The organism is Brevibacterium sp. 50QC2O2, from assembly GCF_024580675.1.
Lineage (GTDB): Bacteria > Actinomycetota > Actinomycetes > Actinomycetales > Brevibacteriaceae > Brevibacterium > Brevibacterium moorei.
The window spans coordinates 253,458-273,411 of record NZ_JANIJZ010000002.1 but is presented as its reverse complement, the minus strand read 5'-3'; the positions used below and the strand labels follow the sequence as shown (position 1 = coordinate 273,411).

18 protein-coding genes and 1 tRNA gene are annotated in these 19,954 nt (G+C 66.6%); all 19 read right to left on the bottom strand.

The genetic code is table 11. The features are described 5' to 3' along the window. Window positions 1–18: 18 nt before the first annotated feature. Window positions 19–825, bottom strand: a complete 807-nt coding sequence (locus NQ038_RS02710; RefSeq protein ID WP_257047243.1) for a F0F1 ATP synthase subunit delta — start codon at window positions 823–825, stop codon at window positions 19–21. Continuing rightward, complete coding sequence (locus NQ038_RS02705) at window positions 825–1,379, bottom strand: F0F1 ATP synthase subunit B (RefSeq protein ID WP_257047242.1); 555 nt, start codon at window positions 1,377–1,379, stop codon at window positions 825–827. The genes NQ038_RS02710 and NQ038_RS02705 overlap by 1 nt, the downstream gene beginning before the upstream one ends. Before the next feature lie 22 nt (window positions 1,380–1,401). Continuing rightward, entirely contained in the window at window positions 1,402–1,632 is a 231-nt protein-coding gene (atpE, locus tag NQ038_RS02700; RefSeq protein ID WP_257047241.1) for a F0F1 ATP synthase subunit C, read from the bottom strand. Window positions 1,633–1,753: 121 nt separating this feature from the next. Continuing rightward, on the bottom strand, window positions 1,754–2,533 hold the full coding sequence (gene atpB, locus NQ038_RS02695) for a F0F1 ATP synthase subunit A (RefSeq protein WP_257061817.1): 780 nt from the start codon (window positions 2,531–2,533) through the stop codon (window positions 1,754–1,756). A gap of 219 nt (window positions 2,534–2,752) precedes the next feature. Continuing rightward, window positions 2,753–3,199 carry a hypothetical protein gene (locus NQ038_RS02690; protein ID WP_257047239.1) on the bottom strand — a complete coding sequence of 149 codons (447 nt, stop codon included), beginning with the start codon at window positions 3,197–3,199 and terminating at the stop codon, window positions 2,753–2,755. Between the two features lie 2 nt (window positions 3,200–3,201). Then, window positions 3,202–4,323 (bottom strand): MraY family glycosyltransferase, encoded by a 1,122-nt coding sequence (locus NQ038_RS02685; protein WP_257047238.1) that lies wholly within the window; start codon window positions 4,321–4,323, stop codon window positions 3,202–3,204. Window positions 4,324–4,326: 3 nt separating this feature from the next. Beyond that, complete coding sequence (locus NQ038_RS02680) at window positions 4,327–4,980, bottom strand: L-threonylcarbamoyladenylate synthase (RefSeq protein WP_257047237.1); 654 nt, start codon at window positions 4,978–4,980, stop codon at window positions 4,327–4,329. Window positions 4,981–5,061: 81 nt separating this feature from the next. After that, window positions 5,062–5,922: a peptide chain release factor N(5)-glutamine methyltransferase gene (prmC, locus tag NQ038_RS02675; RefSeq protein WP_257061816.1), complete on the bottom strand. Its 861-nt coding sequence runs from the start codon at window positions 5,920–5,922 to the stop codon at window positions 5,062–5,064. Between the two features lie 2 nt (window positions 5,923–5,924). After that, window positions 5,925–7,013, bottom strand: coding sequence for a peptide chain release factor 1 (prfA, locus tag NQ038_RS02670; protein ID WP_257047235.1), 1,089 nt, complete (start codon window positions 7,011–7,013; stop codon window positions 5,925–5,927). Further along, window positions 7,013–8,926 carry a transcription termination factor Rho gene (rho, locus tag NQ038_RS02665; RefSeq protein ID WP_257061815.1) on the bottom strand — a complete coding sequence of 638 codons (1,914 nt, stop codon included), beginning with the start codon at window positions 8,924–8,926 and terminating at the stop codon, window positions 7,013–7,015. Before rho ends, prfA begins: the two co-directional genes overlap by 1 nt. A gap of 303 nt (window positions 8,927–9,229) precedes the next feature. Then, window positions 9,230–10,192, bottom strand: a complete 963-nt coding sequence (thrB, locus tag NQ038_RS02660; protein WP_257061814.1) for a homoserine kinase — start codon at window positions 10,190–10,192, stop codon at window positions 9,230–9,232. Window positions 10,193–10,212: 20 nt separating this feature from the next. Next, the gene (locus NQ038_RS02655; RefSeq protein WP_257047231.1) at window positions 10,213–11,532 is read right to left on the bottom strand and encodes a homoserine dehydrogenase; all 1,320 of its coding nucleotides are present in this window, start codon (window positions 11,530–11,532) and stop codon (window positions 10,213–10,215) included. Then, complete coding sequence (lysA, locus tag NQ038_RS02650; RefSeq protein WP_257061812.1) at window positions 11,522–12,955, bottom strand: diaminopimelate decarboxylase; 1,434 nt, start codon at window positions 12,953–12,955, stop codon at window positions 11,522–11,524. Before lysA ends, NQ038_RS02655 begins: the two co-directional genes overlap by 11 nt. Before the next feature lie 55 nt (window positions 12,956–13,010). After that, entirely contained in the window at window positions 13,011–14,651 is a 1,641-nt protein-coding gene (gene argS / locus NQ038_RS02645; RefSeq protein ID WP_257047228.1) for an arginine--tRNA ligase, read from the bottom strand. Between the two features lie 115 nt (window positions 14,652–14,766). Next, window positions 14,767–14,839, bottom strand: a tRNA-Arg gene (locus NQ038_RS02640). A gap of 48 nt (window positions 14,840–14,887) precedes the next feature. Beyond that, complete coding sequence (locus NQ038_RS02635; protein ID WP_257047226.1) at window positions 14,888–15,817, bottom strand: M15 family metallopeptidase; 930 nt, start codon at window positions 15,815–15,817, stop codon at window positions 14,888–14,890. Window positions 15,818–15,928: 111 nt separating this feature from the next. Then, window positions 15,929–16,978: a hemolysin family protein gene (locus NQ038_RS02630; RefSeq protein WP_257061810.1), complete on the bottom strand. Its 1,050-nt coding sequence runs from the start codon at window positions 16,976–16,978 to the stop codon at window positions 15,929–15,931. Further along, complete coding sequence (locus tag NQ038_RS02625; RefSeq protein WP_257061809.1) at window positions 16,975–18,327, bottom strand: hemolysin family protein; 1,353 nt, start codon at window positions 18,325–18,327, stop codon at window positions 16,975–16,977. The genes NQ038_RS02630 and NQ038_RS02625 overlap by 4 nt, the downstream gene beginning before the upstream one ends. Window positions 18,328–18,482: 155 nt before the next feature. Further along, window positions 18,483–19,940, bottom strand: coding sequence for a GuaB1 family IMP dehydrogenase-related protein (locus NQ038_RS02620; RefSeq protein WP_257061808.1), 1,458 nt, complete (start codon window positions 19,938–19,940; stop codon window positions 18,483–18,485). Between the last annotated feature and the right edge of the window lie 14 nt (window positions 19,941–19,954).

Genomic DNA, 19,954 nt, shown 5'->3' with positions numbered 1-19,954 from the left:
CGTCTATTACGTGCGGTATCAGCTGGCCAGACGGCGTTTCAGTTCGGCCAAGCGGTCCTGGATCGTCGAGCTGATGACCTCGTCGCCCACCTGGACCCGCACGCCGCCGACCACGGTCGGATCGACCTTGACGTTGAGTGCGAGTTCACGACCGTAGGACTTGCCCAGTGCCGCGGCAAGCTTCTCGGCCTGGCCCGCGTCCAGCGGTTTGGCAACGGTGACATCGGCGACCGAACGGGCCTGTCGGGCCGCCAGCACCGCGCTGTACGATTCGAGGACCTCCACCACGCGTTTGCCGCGCGGGTGGGCCACCGCCTGCTTGACCAGGCTCAGCGACTCGGGGGCCACCTTGCCGGCCAGCAGGGCATCCAACAGGCCGAACTTGGCGTCGAGCCCCGCGGTCGATTCCACCGCGCGATCCAGGTCGTGGTCCGCGGCGAGCAGCCGGGTGAAGCGGAAGACCTCTTCTTCCACGGTACCCAGCGCACCCCGTGCCTGCGCCGAGGCGGCCAGGCACGTGATACCGGACTGTTCCAAACCGGTCAGCAGGTCCTGCGCGCGCACCCAGCGCAGTGCAACGATCTGCTTCGCCAGGCCAAGCGCGTCTGCCGTGACAACGGAGGAGAACAACGAGTCCAACAGACCGTTCTTCGCGTCCACCGTCAGCGCGGCGTCGGCCAGAGAACGACGCAGCGCGTAGTTCTCCGCCAGCACGCCCACAATGCCCAGCAGATCCTGGCCCAGAGCTGCGGGGTCGCCCGCTTCGATCCGGGCCGAGGCCTGCTCAAGCGCCGTGGTCAGAGAGTTCCTGCTTGACTGCAACATCACTCATCACCGGAGACCTTCGCCGGAGTCTGGGCATCCAGATCGGCGATGAAACGATCGACGACGGCAGCCGACTTGGCATCGTCTGCCAAGGACTCGCCGACGATCTTGCTGGCGAGATCCGTGGCCAGAGTGCCGACCTCACTGCGGAGTGAAACCAGTGCGGCCTGACGCTCGGCCTCGATCTGGGCCTTGGCGTTCTCGGTGATACGATCGGCTTCCGCGCTCGCGCGGTCCTTGAGTTCCGCACGGATCTTCTCACCGTCGGCGCGGGCCTCTTCGCGCAGTCGCGCGGCTTCGGCCCGTCCTTCGTTGAGCTGCTGCTGGTACTCCTGGAGAGCGGCATCGGCCTCTGCCTGAACCTTCTCCGCCTTTTCAATTCCACCCTGAATGCGCGCTGCGCGTTCGTCCAGGGTCTTCTTGAACGAGGGAATGACGAACTTCCACACGATCAAGAAAAGGACGATGAAGATTACCGCACTCCAGACGATGTCGTAGACGGCGGGAATCAGCGGGTTCTGCGCTTCTTCCGCGGCCAAAATCATCGGAGTCATTTACGGTTTGTCCTAACTCTTATTACGGCAGGAAGAAGGGGGTGGCGATGCCGATCAGAGCCAGGGCTTCAATCAGGGCGATACCGATGAACATGAGGCCGCGCAGCTGGCCGGCCATTTCGGGCTGGCGGGCGGTGCCCTCGATGGTCTTACCGATGACGAGGCCGACACCGATGCCGGGGCCGATGGCCGCGAGGCCGTAGCCAACGGTCGAAAGCGAACCGTTCACTGCTGCTTCAGCGAGAATATCCACGTTGGATGTTTCCTTTCGGTTTGGACTCCGGAGGCTTACCGGAGCGAGTAACGTCGAGCGTTACAGATCTATGGGCCGGACCTTGTCCGACGGCTGACCGGGGTCGCATGGACCCGCGGGGTCAGTGCTCGTCGGAGATGGCCTGGTTGATGTAGACGGCGGCGAGCAGGGCGAAGATGTACGCCTGCAGGACCGCGATCAGAATTTCGAGGAGGGTGACGAAGAATCCGCCCAGGATGGTGACGACGCCGAAGACCTTGAAGCCCATCGAGGCGTCGAAGAAGAAGAACCAGGTCGCCGAGAAGCACAGCACCAACAGCAGGTGGCCGACGATCATGTTGCACAGCAGTCGCAGCGTCAGCGTGAAGGGCTGGATGACGAACTTGGTGAGGAACTCGATCGGGATCATCAGCACGTGCAGCGGCCACGGCACACCGGGCAGGATCAGGGAGTCCTTCAGATAGCCGCCCAGGCCCTTCGCCTGGATACCGGCGATGTGGTAGGTGAAGTACACGACCAGGGCCAGCACCAGCGGCACGCCGATGACCGAGGCGCCGGAGATGTTGAGGAACGGAATGAAGCCGGTGACGTTCAGCCCGAGGACCATGAAGAAGATGGTGGCGATGACGGGAAGGAACTTCTCCCCGTTCTTCTTGCCCATCGTGTCCTGCGCGATACCGACGCGCACGAAGTCCCAGAGCATTTCCATGCAGGACTGGAAGCGTCCGGGGACCAGCTTCATCTTGCGCGTGCCCAGGAACAGCAACAGCCCGATGGCGATGGCACCGACCAAACGGACCAGACCGACGCGGTTGAGCTCGAAGGGGGTACCGGTGAACAGTACGCCGCCGGGGAAGAACTCACTGATGGCCGGCGCATGGAACTCCGCCAGAACTGTCATATTGCTCGCGATCGACAAATCCACTTTACGGTTAATCTCCCGGTATCAGGCCCGTCGACTTCGACGTGGCGGGCCTTGGTGGCACCCGACCGCGGTCACCCGCGGGAGGTGGTATGGCTGGTGCGTATGCGGATCTCCGCTACACACCGTAGAAACTCTACCAATTTACATGTTGAGTTCACAACTTCTTCTCAACACTTGGATGAGGTGACCCTGCTCTCAGTGGGCGTCCCGCCCCGCCTCGGGATCGACATAGGGAACACGGGCCTTGAGCATGGTGAGGACTTCCAACACGGTGGTCAGCAGGACCGCGGCGATGATGGTGAAGAAGGCGACGGGCCCGGACAGCCACTGTGCGTCCTTGATCGCCCAGATCATGATCATCAGGATGAACGCCTTGACGATGAAGGCCAGACCCAGCAGGCCTCCCAGGATTCCCACGTCCAGGTCACGTCCGAAGTACATGATGACGACGCTGAGCAGCAGGAACACTGCGGCGATTCCCGCGCCGATCCCGGCTCCGGCCAATCCACGGGAACCGGCGAACAGGCCGCCCAGGGCCAGTGAGACCACGGCCACGACGACCTCGATGAGGACGGCGCGCAACACCAGGGTACGCAGCACCGCACGCCAGCGTGACTGGACTTCGGTTTCGTTCTTCGGCATTCTCAGGAGTCCTTTCGGGCCAGGGCGCGTGCCACGCGCCTGCGCCGCAATAACGGGTAGAAGGTCAACAGCAGCGTCGCCAACAGGGCTATCACCAGTCCGGCGACCACATATCGTACGTCGAACAGCAGGAAGGCGACGCAGCCATAGGCGACCACGGCGGTCCACAGGTACATGATGAGCACGGCATGGGCATGGCTGTGCCCCAATCGCAGCATTCTGTGGTGCAGATGTTTGGCGTCGGCGGTGAATGGTGACTTGCCCGCCGCCATCCGGCGCACCACCGCCAACAGCAGATCGATCAGCGGCAGCGCCATCACCGCCAGCGGAAGCAGGATCGGCAGATAGGTCGGCAGCGCCCTGGTACTGGCCAGCGCGGCAGGGTCCACCTGCCCGGTGACCCTGATCGTCGAAGCCGCGAGCAACAGGCCGATGAGCATCGAGCCAGAGTCCCCCATGAAGATTCGCGAGGGATTGAAGTTGTGGGGAAGGAAGCCGATGCACGCGCCGATCAGCACGGAGATGATGAGCGAGGCGAGGTTGGCGTAGCTGTCCACCGCCGTGGCCCTGGCCAGCATGTACGAGTACACGAAGAATGCCGAACCGCCGATCGTCACCACCCCGGCGGCCAGTCCATCGAGCCCGTCGACGAAGTTCACCGCGTTGATCGTCACAAGGACCACGAGCACGGTCAGCACCAGGGACATCCTGCTCGACCCGATGATCACCGAGTTGAAGGGAATGGACAGCAGTGCCACCCCATTGAGCGCCATGAAGCCCGCGGCAATGGTCTGACCGGCCAGTTTGGTCAACCAGTGCAGGTCCCAGATGTCGTCGATGACGCCCAACAGGCACAACAGTGCTGCCGCGCCGGCGACACCGATAACGGGTCCCGGAGCTTCGAACAGGTCCTCCAGGAAGGGCGTGCAGCTGGCCATCAGCAGGCCCACCATCACACCGCAGAAGATCGCCACCCCGCCCAGTCTGGGCGTCGGCACGGAGTGGACGTCGCGGGCGCGCAGCGCCGCGAAGATCTGCCCGCGTTCGGCGACCCGCCTGACCATCGGGGTGACGAGATAGGAGACGATCGCCGAGACGAAGACGATGAACAGATATGCGCGCACGGATCAGCTGTGGTCGAGATCGAGCAGCTCGGGCACGATGGCCTTGAGCGCATCGTAGGAAATCGGGCCGGTGCGCACAATGCGCGGAGGGACGGCGGTCATGTCGACGATCGTCGAGGATCCCTGGCCGGCCACGGGTCCGGCATCCAGGTAGAGCGAGACCTTGTCCCCCAGCATCTCCTGGGCCCGTCCGATTTCCTCGGCGGCGGGATCACCCGAGGTATTGGCCGAGGACACCGCCAATGGTCCCGTTTTGGCCAGCAGTTCGAGGGTTAGTTCGTGGTCGGGCATGCGCAGCGCCACGGTCCCGTGGGTCTCGCCGAGGTCCCACTGCAGGGCGGGCTGGGCATTGCAGATGATCGTCAGGGCGCCCGGCCAGAATTCCTCGGCCAGGGCGATCGTCTGTTCGGTCAGGCCCTCTGTCAGCGCGTAGAGCGTATCGACCGATGGCACCAGCACGGGCGGGGGCATATCGCGGCCGCGGCCCTTGGCCAGCAGCAGATCCCGCACCCCGGCCGGCGAGAAGGCGTCTGCCGCGATTCCGTAGACGGTATCCGTCGGGACAACCAGCAGTTCCTCATCGCGGACGGTGCGCACGGCCTCGCTCAGGACCAGGTCGCGGATATCATCGTTGCGCAAATCGTAAGTGCGCGCCACAGCTATACATCCTCCAGTCGTGTGCCGGGCGTCCCTCCGGCGTCCACTGTGTTGTGGGCACCGCGCCTCCCGGATCGCCGCTCAGACCGGGGCGCACCCGGTCGTGAAACGGCTCCTCCCAGTGTAGTCGGCATGCGTGGTCACCTGGACGAAGCCCGCCGAAACGTAGGCATCCGCCACTGCCCTGGCCTGTTCCTCTGCGTGTTCCATCGCGAAAAACCCGCCGGGGCGCAGCAGTGTGCGCGCACGCGGAATCAACCGCAGGGGGAAGTCCAGGCCGTCCTCGCCCCCGCCGAACAGCGCCAGGGCCGGATCGCTCGCAGCGACCTCGGCGGTGACCCTGCCTGCCGGCACATAGGGTGGATTGGACACGACTGCGTCGAAGGGTCCACCCGCGTAGGTCAGCGCATCCCCGGCCACGATCTCGACAGAGGAGTCCCCCATGCCCTCGAACGCGGCCGCCAGATTGCGCCGCGTGTACTCCAGGGCCGCGGGCGAAAGCTCCACCGCGGTCACCGCCGCGGCCTCGAGTTCGCCGGCCAGTGCTAACGCGATCGCCCCACTGCCCGCACACAGATCGGCGATCGCAGGGGATGCCAGATGTTCCCCGGCACACCAGTCGAGGACCGCCTGGACCAGCAGTTCCGTCTCCGGGCGTGGGATGAAGACCCCCGGGCCGACCGTGAGTTCCGAATAGCGGAAGGGCGCGGTGCCGACAATGTACTGCACGGGTTCACCATGCTCCCGACGGCCCAGATAGCCGGTGAACGCGGTCACCACGGGATCGGGGACCGGTTCGCCCAGGAGACGGGCGCGGTCCAGGCCGCGCCCGTCACGGTCCCAGGCGTGCGCCAGCAGCAGCCGTGCATCGGCGGGTCCGGACGGGTGCCCGGCAGCGGCCAGGCGTTCGGCTCCGGCGGCCAGCAGTGTGCCGACGTCCACGCTCAGCCGATCGATTCCAGCCGCGCGGCGCGTTCGGACGCGCGCAGGGATTCCACGACCTCGTCCAAGCGCCCGTCGAGCACCTGATCGAGGTTGTAGGCCTTATAACCCGTCCGGTGGTCGGTGATCCGATTCTCCGGGAAGTTATAAGTCCGGATCCGCTCCGAGCGATCCACCGTACGGACCTGTGAGCGCCGCTGGTCGTTCGCCGCGGCGGCCGCCTCCTCCGCCTGTTTGGCCAGCAGACGGGCCCGCAGGATGCGCAGCGCCGCCTCCTTGTTCTGCAACTGGGACTTCTCGTTCTGGCAGCTGGCCACAATCCCCGTGGGCAGGTGGGTGATGCGCACGGCGGAGTCCGTCGTGTTCACCGACTGCCCGCCGGGTCCAGAGGACCGGTAGACGTCGACGCGCAGATCGTTCGGATCGATCTGCACCTCATCGGGTTCGTCCACTTCGGGGAACACCAGCACCCCGGCCGCCGAGGTGTGGATCCGGCCCTGCGATTCCGTCACCGGAACGCGCTGCACCCGGTGAACGCCGCCCTCGTACTTCGTCCAGCCGTAGACCCCGCCGTCCTTGGACTTCACGGCCAGCTGGATGTCCTTGTACCCGCCGAGCGCGGATTCGGTCGAATCGAGCACCTCGGTCGACCAGCCGCGGTGCTCGGCCCAGCGCTGGTACATCCGCACCAGGTCGCCGGCGAACAGGGCGGATTCCTCTCCGCCCTCACCCGCCTTGACCTCGATGATCGCGTCGCGCGCATCATCGGGATCGCGCGGGACCAACAGATCGCGCAGGTGCGCGAGCAGCCGCTCCGACTCCTCTGCCAGGGCCTCGGCCTCCGCGGCGAACGCCGGATCCTCGGCGGCCAGTTCCCTGGCCGCCTCGATATCGTCGTCCACCGCGTGCAGCCGATGATAGGTCTTGGCGATCTGGTCCAGTTCGGCATACCGCCTGCTGAGCTTGCGGGCCCGGCCGGCATTGGCGTGCACGGCCGGGTCGGCGAGCTCCGATTCGATCCGGGAGTGTTCGTCCAGCAATGACCGGACACTGGTCTCCAGGGATTCGAGATCGCCCTGCCCGGTGCTCATCAGTCGTCCGTCGCCGACTTCGGCAGCGGCGTCGTCTTCTGTACCTGCAGCAGGAATTCGGCGTTGGAGCCGGTTTCCTTGAGCTTCGAGATGAGCAGTTCGATGGCCTGCTGCTGTTCCAGTCCGGACAGCAGGCGGCGCAGCTGCCACATCACCTTGGTCTCGGTGGGCGTCATGAGGTTTTCCTCGCGGCGGGTCCCGGAACCGTTGACGTCGATGGCGGGGAAGATGCGCTTATCGGCCAGCTGGCGCGACAGGCGCAGTTCCATATTGCCGGTGCCCTTGAACTCCTCGAAGATGACCTCGTCCATCTTCGACCCGGTCTCCACCAGTGCGGTCGCCAGGATCGTCAGAGAACCGCCGCCTTCGATATTGCGCGCTGCGCCGAAGAACTTCTTGGGCGGGTAGAGCGCATTGGCATCCACGCCACCGGAAAGGATCCGGCCCGAGGCCGGCTGGGCCAGGTTGTAGGCGCGGCCCAGGCGGGTCAGGTTGTCCAGCAGCACGACGACGTCCTTGCCCATCTCCACCAGGCGCTTGGCCCGCTCGATGGCCAGTTCGGCGATGGTCGTGTGGTCGTCGGCCGGCCGGTCGAAGGTCGAGGCGATGACCTCGCCCTTGACGGCCCGCTGCATGTCGGTGACCTCTTCGGGGCGTTCGTCGACGAGCACGACCATCAGGTGGACCTCGGGATTGTTCGAGGTGATCGCATTGGCGATCTGCTGCATGATGGTGGTCTTGCCGGCCTTGGGCGGGGCGACGATCAGACCGCGCTGCCCCTTGCCGATCGGGGACACCAGATCGATCAGCCGGGTGCTCAAACCCTTCGAGGTGGTCTCCAGGCGCAGCCGCTCCTGCGGGTACAGCGGAGTCAGCTTGCCGAATTCCACGCGGCGCTTGGCGTCTTCGGGATTGAGTCCGTTGACGCTGTCCAGGCGCACCAGGGCGTCGAACTTCTCCCGCTTGCCGCTGCGTTCGCCCTCGCGGGCCTGGCGGATCGCGCCGACGATCGCATCGCCCTTGCGCAGTCCATTGCGCTTGACCATGTTCGCCGAGACGTAGACGTCACCGGAGCCGGGCAGGTAGCCCGAGGTGCGCAGGAACGCGTAGTTGTCGTGCACGTCGAGGATGCCGCCGACGGGGATGAGCACGTCATCGGGCCGGATGTCCTCATCGCCGCGCTCGCGGCGGTTACCGCGCTTGCGATCGTTGCGGCCCCGGTTGCGTCCGCGGCGATCGTCGTCGCGGTCGTTGTTGTGCCCGTTGCCGCGCTCATTGCGGTCCCCACGGTCGTTGCGGTCTCCGCGCTCATTGCGGTCATTGTCCCGGCGATTGCGGCCGTTGCCGCGCTCGTGGCGGTTGCGCGGCGCTTCCTCGGCGGGCTTGTCGGCCTCGGCCTGCGCGGCTTCCTGCTTCGCGGGCTCGGTCTTGGCCTCCTGGCGCCCTGCATCCTCGCGGCGGTCGCGGCCGTTGCGGCTGCGCGAACGGCGGCCACGCTGCGTGTCCTCGGTGGGCTGGGCGGGCTCTGCCGGGGCTTCGGATTCGGCCACGGCTGCGGGCGCGGCTGCGGCGGCCGGAGCCTCCTTGGCCGACTGCCGGGGCTTGCGCGCGCGGGTCGGCGCTCCCTCGACGGGTTCGGCGTCGGACTGCGGCTGTGCGGCCTCGGCCTGAGCCGGCTTGCGCTCGGCCCGCTTCGGGGCGGCCTGCTTGGCGGGTGCCTGCGCCGCCGGAGCGGAGGTCTGCTGGGGCTTGGCGCCGGAATTGGCAACCTGGATCGCGGCGATGAGTTCGCCCTTGCGCAGGCGGCGGTATCCCTTGATGCCGAGGCCGGCGGCGATTTCCTGCAGCTGCGGCAGGCGCAGCCCGGTCAGGCTGCCCGTGGGCGCGGATTCGGCATGAGTAGCTTCTGTCACGAAGGTTTCCTTCTCCCTCGTAGGCCGTCGCCCGCAACATATGGCCGGGCACGGCGGTGGACTCCACGCGTAATGCGTGATTGTGAGAATGGTTTGGAACATGGGTCATGTTCGAAACGCTAAGAGAAGTTCCCGTACGCCGGGCGAAAGTACCGTGGCAGAAACAACGGGGCTTGAAAGGGCTCATCCGTAGATCTTCGACGGGAACGCTATAAGTTTAACGCCTCTTGCGCCGAATAGGCGAATCGCGGTCATCACAGGTGCCTGTGATGACCGCGATCCCATACACACGACCGCCCGAGCTCAGGCCCGCGGGCCCACACTCAGTGCGGTGGCCTCGACTCCGGCCTGGCTGATTCCCACCGGCAGGAACTGCGCGGTGTCCCCCGAGAGCACGGTGACGACCTGCTCGAACAGGTCCTCCTGATCACCCAACACCGCCACCGTGGGTCCGGCCCCGGAGATCACTGCTGCCAGCCCGGCCGAGCGCAGTGCGTCGACCCGTTCCAGGGAGCGGGCCATCGCCGGCCGCCGGTAGTTCTGGTGGAGCCGGTCGACGGTCGCCTCGAACAGCAACGCAGGATCATTGCCGATCGCATGGACGAACAGACCCGCCACCGCGGAATTCGCTGCGGCGTCCGCATGCGGGACCGTGGTGGGGATGAGCGAGCGGGCAACTGCCGTGTCGAGCCGCTCGGCCGGCACGATGAGCACCGTCGAGACATCCTCGTGCACGGGGATCGACACCGATTGCGGCGCCCGATGAGAATCGATGAAGCTGATCGTCACCCCTCCGAACAGAGCAGGTGCGGCGTTGTCCGGGTGGCCCTCGAACTTCGTCGCCCAGGCCAGGCGCGCGGCAGCGCCCAGCTCCCCCAGTCCGCAGCCCTGCAACAGGGAATCCGCGACGGTGATGCCCGCTACGACTGCCGCCGCGGACGATCCCATTCCGCGCGACTGCGGGATCCGGTTGCGGCACTCCAGACTCAGCCGGGCTGCAGCGTCCAGGCCCCGCGAGGCCATGACCTCGCCGGCGACCCGGTGGATCAGGTGTGAGGTGTCGGTGGGCAACTGGCCCTCCCCCTCGCCGCGCACCCGCACCGCTTCGCGCGGGTCGATCGGCTCCGGGTGCAGGGTCGCCGATACCTCATCGCACAGGTCCAGTGCCAGGCCGAAGCTGTCGTAGCCGGCGCCCAGGTTGGCCGAGGTGGCCGGGACCCTAACCTGGACGCGCTGCGCCGCAGAGCCCACCCGCTGTGTTTTCATGGCGTCCTCCACGTGCCGTCCTACAGACCCTCGATACGAAGCACCGAGAGCACTCCGTTGACGGCGTCGAGTCCCCGCAGGGCGTCCACCGTCGCGGCCAGGGCGGACTCCCGCGCCGAGTGCGTGGCGATGACCAGCTTCGCCGCGTGCAGGTCCTCCGGGGTCCCCGGCTCGGTCAGGCGGGTCTGCTGGACCAGTTCGATCGACACGTCGTGGGCCGCGAACACCTCGGTGATCCGCGAGAGCACACCGGGCCGGTCCGCCACGTCGAGCGTGATCTGATAGTGGGTGGTGATCTCGCCGATGTCCAGCACCGGCAGGATCCTGCCCTCACCGTGCTCGTACATTCCGCGACCGCCCAACACCTTGCGGCGGGCCACGGACACGATATCGCCGAGCACCGCCGAGGCGGTCGGGGCACCGCCGGCACCCTGGCCGTAGAACATCAGCTGCCCGGCCGCCTCGGCCTCGACGAAGACCGCGTTGAAGGCCCCGCCCACCTGGGCCAGGGCGTGATCGGCCGGGATCACCGCCGGGTAGACGCGGGCCGATACGCCCTGTGTGCCATCGGCCGCCACGATGCGCTCGCAGATGGCCAGCAATTTGATGGTGAAGCCCTGGGCCGCCGCGGTAGCGATCATATCCGGGGTGATCGAGCTGATGCCCTCGACGGGCACCTGATCGATCGACACCGGGGTGTCGAAGGCCAGTGAGGCCAGGATGGCTGCCTTGGCGGCTGCATCGTGTCCTTCGATGTCGGCGGTCGGGTCGGCCTCGGCGAAACCCAGCTCCTGGGCGGTGGACAGGGCGTGGGAGAAGTCCCACCCCTCCTTCTCCATCTGGTCGAGAATGTAATTCGTCGTGCCGTTGACGATCCCCATGACCTTCGTGATCTCATCGCCGGCCAGCGAATCGCCGACCGGGCGGATGATCGGAATGGCACCGGCGACCGCGGCCTCGTGTTCCAGACGCACCCCGGCATCATCCGCTGCTGCCATGAGCTCCGCGTAGTGTGCGGCCAGCAGGGCCTTGTTCGCCGTGACCACCGAGGCGCCGGCGGACAGGGCCTTGAGGATCAGCGTCTTGGCCGGTTCCATCCCGCCCATCAGTTCCACCACGATGTCGGCACCGGCGATCGCGGATTCCGCATCGGTGGTCAGCAGCTCCCGGGGCAGTCCGGGGCGCTCGGCAGCGAGATCGCGCACGACCACGGCGCTCAGTTCCAGCTGGGCTCCGATCCGCGAACCGATGGCCGTGCGGCGGTTGAGCAGCCGGGTCGCGACCTCGGTGCCGACGACACCACAGCCGAGCAGGGTGACCTTGAGCGGATCAGTTGTCATGGATTGCATTCCTCATTCCGGGATCGGCTGCGAACAGCTGCACATAGGTTTCCGGTTCCAGCACCCACTGGACGCCGTCGGGGGCCACTCCGAGGATTCCCGGACGCAGCGCCATATTGTAGTTCGAGGCCAGTGGTCGGCAGTACGCTCCGGTGCCGGGGACCGCCACCAGATCGCCGGCACGCACATCGGCCGGAAGGTATTCATCGCGTACGACGATGTCCCCGGATTCGCAGTGCTTGCCGACGACGCGCACTACGACCGGCTGTGCCGCAGAGGCACGCGATGCGAGAGTGCACGAATAGTCCGCGTCGTAGAGCGCTGTGCGGACATTGTCGCTCATTCCCCCGTCGACCGACACATACGTCCGGATGCCGGTATCCGTGGTCACCGGTTTGACCGTGCCGACTGTGTAGAGCGTGCACACGGCCGGGCCGATGATGGACCGGCCGGGTTCGAAGGACACCACGGGCAGATCCGTCTGCGCCTCCGCGCACACCCGGGAGATCACCGCAGCCAACTGCTCGGCCATCTGCGCGGTGGGGATCGGGGTGTCCTGAGAGGTGTAGCGCATCCCGAAGCCACCGCCCAGATCGATCTCCGGCACACCGACCCCGTGAGTGCTCTGCACCTCGGCGCGCAGCTGCGCGATCCGGGCTGCGGCGATTTCGAAACCGGCCTTGTCGAAGATCTGTGAGCCGATGTGGCTGTGGAAGCCCAACAACTCGAGGTTGTCGGCCGCCACGATCCGGGCCGCGGCCTCGTGCGCGGCCCCGGTGGTCAATGACAGCCCGAACTTCTGGTCCTCGTGGGCAGTCGCGATGAAGTCGTGCGTATGCGCCTCGACGCCCACCGTTACGCGCACCATCACCCGGGCGCGGACTCCCCTGGCCGCCGCCAGTCGGTCGACCCGGTCGATCTCGGCCAAGCTGTCGACTACGATGCGCCCGATCCCCCAGTCCAGGGCCAGGGCGATCTCGGCGTCGGATTTGTTGTTCCCGTGCAGTCCCACGCCCGCCGGATCGACCCCTGCAGCTCTGGCCGTCAGCAGTTCACCGTAGGAACAGCAGTCGATGCCCATGCCCGATTCCGCCACCCAACCGGCGATCTTGGTCGTCAACAGGGCCTTGCCCGCGTAATACGAACGAGCCGAGGTGCCGATCGCGGCGAACGCGGCGGCGAAGTCCGCAACGAAACCCCGCGCACGCTCCTGCAGGTCCTCGATGTCGAGCAGGTACAGCGGGGAGCCGTACTGTGCGGCCAGTTCGTCGACCCGGTGCCCTGCGATCCGCAGGACTCCATCGGCTCCCTTCACCGCGTGCCGGGACCACAGTGAGGGCATCAGGGCGTTGACGTCATCGGGATAGGGCAGCCACACGGGCGAGGGCCCGGCGTGCATAACACCGGAGATATGAGCGGGCATGGGGGTTCCTTCTGCACGGGGCCCGGACCCCGGCCGCCGGGGCCGGGGAACCGGATTACATGTGGTCGGGGGCGCTGACGCCCAACAGGTCCAGGCCATTGGCCAGCACCTGTGCCGTCGCCCGGTCGAGTACCAGGCGCGAGGCGTGGGTCGCAGTGATCTGCTCATCCTCGCGGGGGGTGACACGGCAGGCGTCGTACCATTTGTGGAAGTTCCCGGCCAGGGCCTCGAGGTAGCGGGCGATGCGGTGGGGTTCGCGCAGTTCCGCGGCCTGGGCCACGACTCGCGGGAAATCGGCCAGAGCGGCCAGCAGCACCGCTTCGCTCGGATCGTTCAGTGTTTCCGCTGCGAAATCGGCGGCGTCGATACCCGCGGCCACTGCCTTGCGCTCGACACTCTTGGCACGGGCGTGGGCGTACTGCACGTAGTACACGGGATTGTCGTTGCTGGCAGAGCGCAGGACCTCGGGATCCAATGTCAGCGGGGAATCCGCCGGAATGCGCGCCAGCGAATACCGCAGCGCGTCCTTGCCCAGCCACTGGACCATATCCCGCAACTCGATGATATTGCCCGCGCGCTTGGACAGCTTGGCCCCGTTGACGCTGATCAGCTGGCCGATCAGGATCTCGATGTTCTTCTCCGGATCGTCTCCGGCGGCCTCCACAATCGCCTTGAGGCGTCCCACGTAGCCGTGGTGATCGGCCCCGAGCAGGTAGACGGCCCGGTCGAAACCGCGATCGCGCTTGTTGAGGTAGTAGGCCGCGTCCGCTGCGAAGTAGGTGGGAGCGCCGTCGCCGCGGATCAGCACGCGGTCCTTGTCATCGCCGAAAGTGGTCGTGCGCAACCACACGGCGCCGTCCTTGTCGTAGACATGCCCCTGCGCCCGGAGCCGGGCCACGGCGTCCTGCAGGGCGCCTGATTCGTGCAGGGTGGTCTCGGAGAACCACACGTCGAAGGCCACATCGAAGTCCCGCAGAGTGGCCTGGATGTCGGCCAGCTGCACCCGGTAGGCCTCGGCACGGACCTCGGCGTGAATCGCGTCCTCGTCCGCTGTGGCGTATTCCGGATGGGCGCGCAGCAGTTCATCGGCGATGTCCTGGATATAGGCGCCCGGATAGCCGCCCTCGGGAACCTCGCGGCCGTGCATGCGCGCCAGGACCGAATTCGTGAAGGTGTCCATCTGGGAACCGGCGTCGTTGATGTAGTACTCGCTGGTGGTCTGGGCCCCTGCCGCGCGCAGAGTCCTGGCGATCGCATCGCCCAGCGCGGCCCAGCGGGTGTGCCCGATGTGCAGGGGCCCGGTGGGGTTGGCCGAGACGAATTCCATGTTGATCTTCTGTCCGGCCAGGCTCTCGCCATGTCCGTAGCCGTCGCCGGCTGCGACGATGTCGGCGGCGAGCTTGCCGGCAGCACCCGCGGAGACGGTGATGTTGAGGAATCCGGGACCGGCGACGTCCACCCGCTCGACGCCGGGGACGCCACCGAGGATGTCGGCCAGCCGCTGGGCGAGTTCGCGCGGGTTCAGCCCTGCCTTCTTCGCCGTCTGCAGTGCGACGTTCGTCGCCCAATCGCCGTGTTCGCGGTTCTTCGGTCGTTCGACGACCAGTTTGGCCGGGACCTCGATCGGGGTTTCCAGCGTGGGATTGAGGTCAGAGATGGCCGCGACGATGGCGGTTTTGAGTTCTTCCGGAGTCACAACACCCTAGGGTATTACCTGGAGTGCGCGCAGGTCTATTCCCACCCGGGGAAGTGTCCGTATCCGGAGATGCAGAAGTCCCCCGGAACTGTGTTCCGGGGGACTTCTATCACTGTGCCCGCGAAAGGATTCGAACCTTCGACTTTCTGCTCCGGAGGCAGACGCTCTATCCACTGAGCTACGCGGGCAACAACCAGACCAGTGTATCCATAAGGTCCGGCCGATGGCAAATCGAGTCAGTGACCCTTGATGTCCTTACGTGCGGGGACGTACTCCCAGTGCCAGGGCTCATGGCTGTTGCGCTGCGCCCAATCCGGATTCTCCCAGCCATATTCCGCGGCGTGCTTCTGCAGCCAGTCCCACTGTGCGCCCGATTTGTCTGGCACGCCCCCCGCCATATCGAGGGCGATCCCCCAACCGTGCAGGGAGGTGCCGGCCTTGGCCGCGAATCCGGGCTTGCGCTGGGCCACCGAGATCTGCGATTCCAGGGACCGGTAGGAGTCGGTGATCTTCATCGACTTACCCGTGTCCTTCTTGTACGCCGCGTTCATCCGGGCGAAGGACACCGCCGCGTCGGCGCGCAGCTTGTGCCCACCCACGCCGATCTTGCACAGCCAGTCGGCGGGCAGCTGCCCATTGGTGACCTGCTGGCCGGCCGGCACCTTCCCTGAGCATCCGGGCAGTGTCTTCTTGACGACCAGCCGGGATGCGGCCTCCGCCTTCGAACCGCTCTTGCCGACGATCGAACCACTGCGATCCACTGCGCCGCCCGCCGTGCTGCCCTCATTCGAACCGGCATCCACCGCCTCGGCCTTGAGCGTGATCGTGTCGGCGCCCTTGGCGGCCTCCGCCACCCGGTCGACGGTCGTGACCGTCTCCGGTTCCTTCAGGCCGCCGCCGGTGAGCACCACCGCGGCAAGGGCCGCGCCGGCCACCACGACGGTGCCGGCTGAGGCGACGCCGATCCGCTTGCGCCGCTTGAGGCGGCGCACCAGTGACCCATCGGAACCCCGGAAACCCGGCCGATCGGCCACGGTGGCACGGACGATCTGCACATCCTCCGCCGCAGGGGACGCCTCCGTTGAAAACGATGCTGGCACCCCGGCATCCTGCGCCTGGCGCTGCTTACGAAGGTCACGCCTGCGCACGATCGGCGAATCGTCCACCTCAGTTACTCCAAACCTCGACACGGCACCCGAACCAGCGGCGCCACACAACTTTATAACGGTAGCATAACGGTTCTTCCCGTCATTGTCACCGGATTGTTATCGACACCATCAATTCACCCTCGGCCGCTGCATCACATCGTGGACTTCGCCCACCAGTTCCTCCAGCACGTCCTCGAGGAACAGCACGCCCACGGCGCGGTGATCGGCGTCGAGCACCCGGCCCACGTGATTGCCCTCGGCCCGCATCTGATCGAGGCCGTCCTCGATCTCGTCCGCGGCCCGCAGCGTCACCAGTGAACGGAAGCGCTTGTTCTGCACCGGAGCCCGGTAGAGCTCCGCGGTATCGGCGTAGAGCACGTCCTTGATATGCAGATATGACACGGGGTCACCGGTCTCATCGACCTCGATATAACGTGAGAAGCCCGTTTGGGCGACCAACCGTTCGATGTCCGCCGGGGTCACCCCGACGTTGATCGCCACCACCTGATCCATCGGAACCATGACCTCGGCGACGGTTTTATCCGAGAACTCCAGGGCGCCCTGCAACAGTCCCATATCGTCGCGCAACAGCCCCTCTGCCTGCGATTCGGCGACGATGGCCTGCACCTCCTCGACGGTATAGGCGGCGTTGACCTCATCCTTGGGCTCGATGCGCATCAGGTGCAGAACCAGGTTCGCGAAACCGTTCAACGGTGTGATCACGAAGCTGAACACACGTGACAGGAACACCAGCGGCGGTGCCAAGACCATCGCGGCCCGCCCGGCCATGGCCAGGGAGATGTTCTTCGGGACCATCTCTCCGACCACCACGTGCAGATACGTCACAACCGCCAGCGCCAGCACGAAGGCGATGACCCCCGAGGCGGCGTCCGGCAGGCCCAGCATGTGCAGCGGCCCCTCCAGGAGATGATGGATCGCGGGTTCGGCGACGTTGCCCAGGAGCAGCGAACACACCGTCACGCCCAGCTGGCAGATCGCCAGCATCGCCGAGACGTGCTCCATCGCGTGCAGGGCGATGCGCGCGGACTTCTTGCCGTCCTCGGCAGCCGGTTCGATCTGTGAGCGCTTGGCGGATACGATGCCGAATTCCGCCGCGACGAAGAACGCGTTGCCCAGCAGCAGAACAACCAGCCAGATCAGACCCCACCAGTCGTTCATGCCGGCTCCCCCGTCGTCGTGGCGCGGGCGGCGGAATCGAATTCGCGTGCCCGCTGTGAGTAGTCCGGGATCAGCCGCAGCCGCTCGATCCGATGGCCGTGCATCCGCTCGACGACGAACCGTCCATCGGGAATCGGCACGACGTCGCCCACTTCGGGAATGCGCCCGCACAGCAGCAGCACGTATCCCGCGACGGTCTCGTAGTCCGGATCCTCGGGGATGTCCATGCCGACCAGCGGGCCGACCTCGTCGGGACGCAGCCCGCCGGGCACCAGCCAGGAGCCGTCTCTGGCAGGGCGCGGGCGGACCCGCAGACGATCGTGCTCATCGGCGACCTCGCCCACGAGTTCCTCGACCACGTCCTCCAGGGTGACGACTCCCGCCGTGCCCCCGTACTCGTCGATCACCACGGCCATCTGATTGCCCCGGGCGCGCAGACGGCGCAACAGCGGGTCCAGCGCCATGGTCTCCGGGACCTCGGCCACCGCGGTCAGCAGACCACCGGCGAAGGCCTCGGCCCTGTGTTCCAGCGGCACCGCCAGAGCCTGTTTGACGTGAACCACGCCCACGATATCGTCGCGGCTGTCGACGATGACGGGGAAACGGGAGAAACCGGTCTGCCGCGCCACTTCGATCACCTCGGCTGCCGTGGCGCCCTTCTCCACCGTCACCATACGGGTGCGCGGGGTCATCACGTCCTCCGCCGTGCGCTCGGAGAAGCTCAGCGTGCGGGTGACCAGGTCCGCAGTCTGTTCGTCGAGCGTGCCCTCCTGGGCCGAATGGCGCACGAGTGCGGTGAGCTCATCGGCCGACCTGCCCGCAGAGGACTCCTCCTGCGGCTCGATCCCCATCGCGGCCAGGATCTTGTTGGCCGTGCCGTTGAGGGTCGCGATGACCGGCTTGAAGGCGACGGCGAACCAGTACTGCAATGGCACGGCCAACTGCCCGGCGCGCAGCGGCGCGGAGATGGCCATGTTCTTCGGTACCAGCTCGCCGATGACCATCGAGAGGACCGTGGAGACCGCCAGCGCGATGAACAGTGCCACGCCGTCGGCCAGTGCGTCGGGGACCGGCAGCAGTTCCAGCAGCGGCGCCAGGATCTTGCCCAGCGACGGCTCCATCAGATAGCCGGTCAGCAGGGTTGTGATGGTGATGCCGACCTGGGCCGCGGACAGCTGGGTCGACAGGTGGTGCATGCCCAGTTCAAGGTATTTCGAGCCCTTGAGACCGCGGGCCACCGCGTCGTCGACGGTGTGCTTGTCCAGTGTTAAAAGGGCGAATTCCCCGGCGACGAACACACCGGTGCCCAGAATCAGGATGAGGGCGAGTCCGAGATAGAGCCATTCCATCAGGCGGCTCTCAATCGACGTTCGCGAAGGACTGGGGTGAGGACCCCGGAATTATGTGGGTTGTGTGTTGGGCCGGCCGCAAGCCGGCCGCGACTGTCACTCGACATAGCGTTAGTGTAACCGACGCCGCGGCCCGCTTCCAGACGGCTGCACAGCTACCAGCCCTGGGACACCGGCCGGCCCTCTTCATAGCCGGCGGCCGTCTGCACACCCACCACTGCGCGCTGGGCGAACTGCACGAGGTCCGCCGCACCCGCATAGGTGCACGATGAGCGGACTCCCGCGGTGATCTCGTCGAGCAGGTCCTCGACACCGGCCCTGGCCGGATCAATGGGCATGCGCCCGGTCGAGATGCCCTCCTCGAACAGTCCCTTGCGGGCCCGGTCGAACGGGGATTCGTCCCTGGTCCGATTGGCCACCGCCCTGGCCGAGGCCATGCCGTAGCTCTCCTTGTAGCGGTGTCCCTGCGCATCGACGAACAGATCGCCGGGGCTCTCCAGGGTGCCGGCGAACCAGGATCCGACCATCACCTGGGAGGCACCTGCCGCCAGGGCCAGGGCGATATCGCGGGGGAACCGCACGCCACCGTCGGCCCAGACGTGCCCACCGCATTCGGCGGCTGCCGCCGCGCATTCGGCGACTGCGGAGAACTGCGGGCGACCCACCGCCGTCATCATCCGGGTCGTGCACATGGCACCGGGACCCACCCCGACCTTGACGATGTCGGCACCGGCGCCGAGCAGATCGCGCACCCCGTCCGCGGTGACGACGTTGCCCGCCACGATCGGCACGCCCAGGTCTGCGCCGGATACCCGGCGCAGCGCATCGAGCATCTTCTCCTGATGACCGTGCGCGGTGTCGACGACCAGGGTCGAGGCACCATCGGCGACCAGGGCAGCCGCGTGGGCGGCCACGTCCCCGTTGACCCCCACCGCCGCGGCCACCCGCAATCTGCCCGAGGCGTCGACATTGGGCCGGTAAACCGCGGCGCGCAGCAGTGAGGTCGGGGTCAGTGCGCCCTGCAGCCGTCCCACTTCGTCGACCACCGGAGCGAAGTCGACCCGGGCCTCGGTCAGCGCATCGAAACCACGCCGGCAGGAGTCCCTGTCGCCCACGCGCAGATCGGCGGCGGATATCAGGTGGGCGGGCTCGCTCATCACCGCGGAGACAGAGCGGAAGCGTTCGACCCCATTCAGCTCGGCTTCGGCCAACACGCCCAGCACCCTGTGCGCATCGTCGACGACGACCACATGCCCATGCGCACGCTTGGACATCAGGTGCAGTGCGGAGAGCACCGTGTCATCGGGGCCCACCACCACGGGGGTTTCGAACAGTGGGTGAGCGCTGCGGACGCGCTCGATGGTCGCTGCGGCCACCGAGCGCGGCAGATCCTGTGGCAGCACGGCCAGGGCTCCCCTGCGCGCCAGGGTCTCCGCCATCCGGCGCCCGGTCACCGAGGTCATATTCGCCGCGACCACCGGGGTCGACCCGCCCGTCGGATCGGCCGGGCTCAGATCCACTTCGAACCGAGAGGACACGGCAGAGCGACAGGGAATCAGGAACACATCGTTGTAGGTCAGATCATGGTCCGGCCGTTCGGTCGAGAATCGCATGCCGCCCATTATCG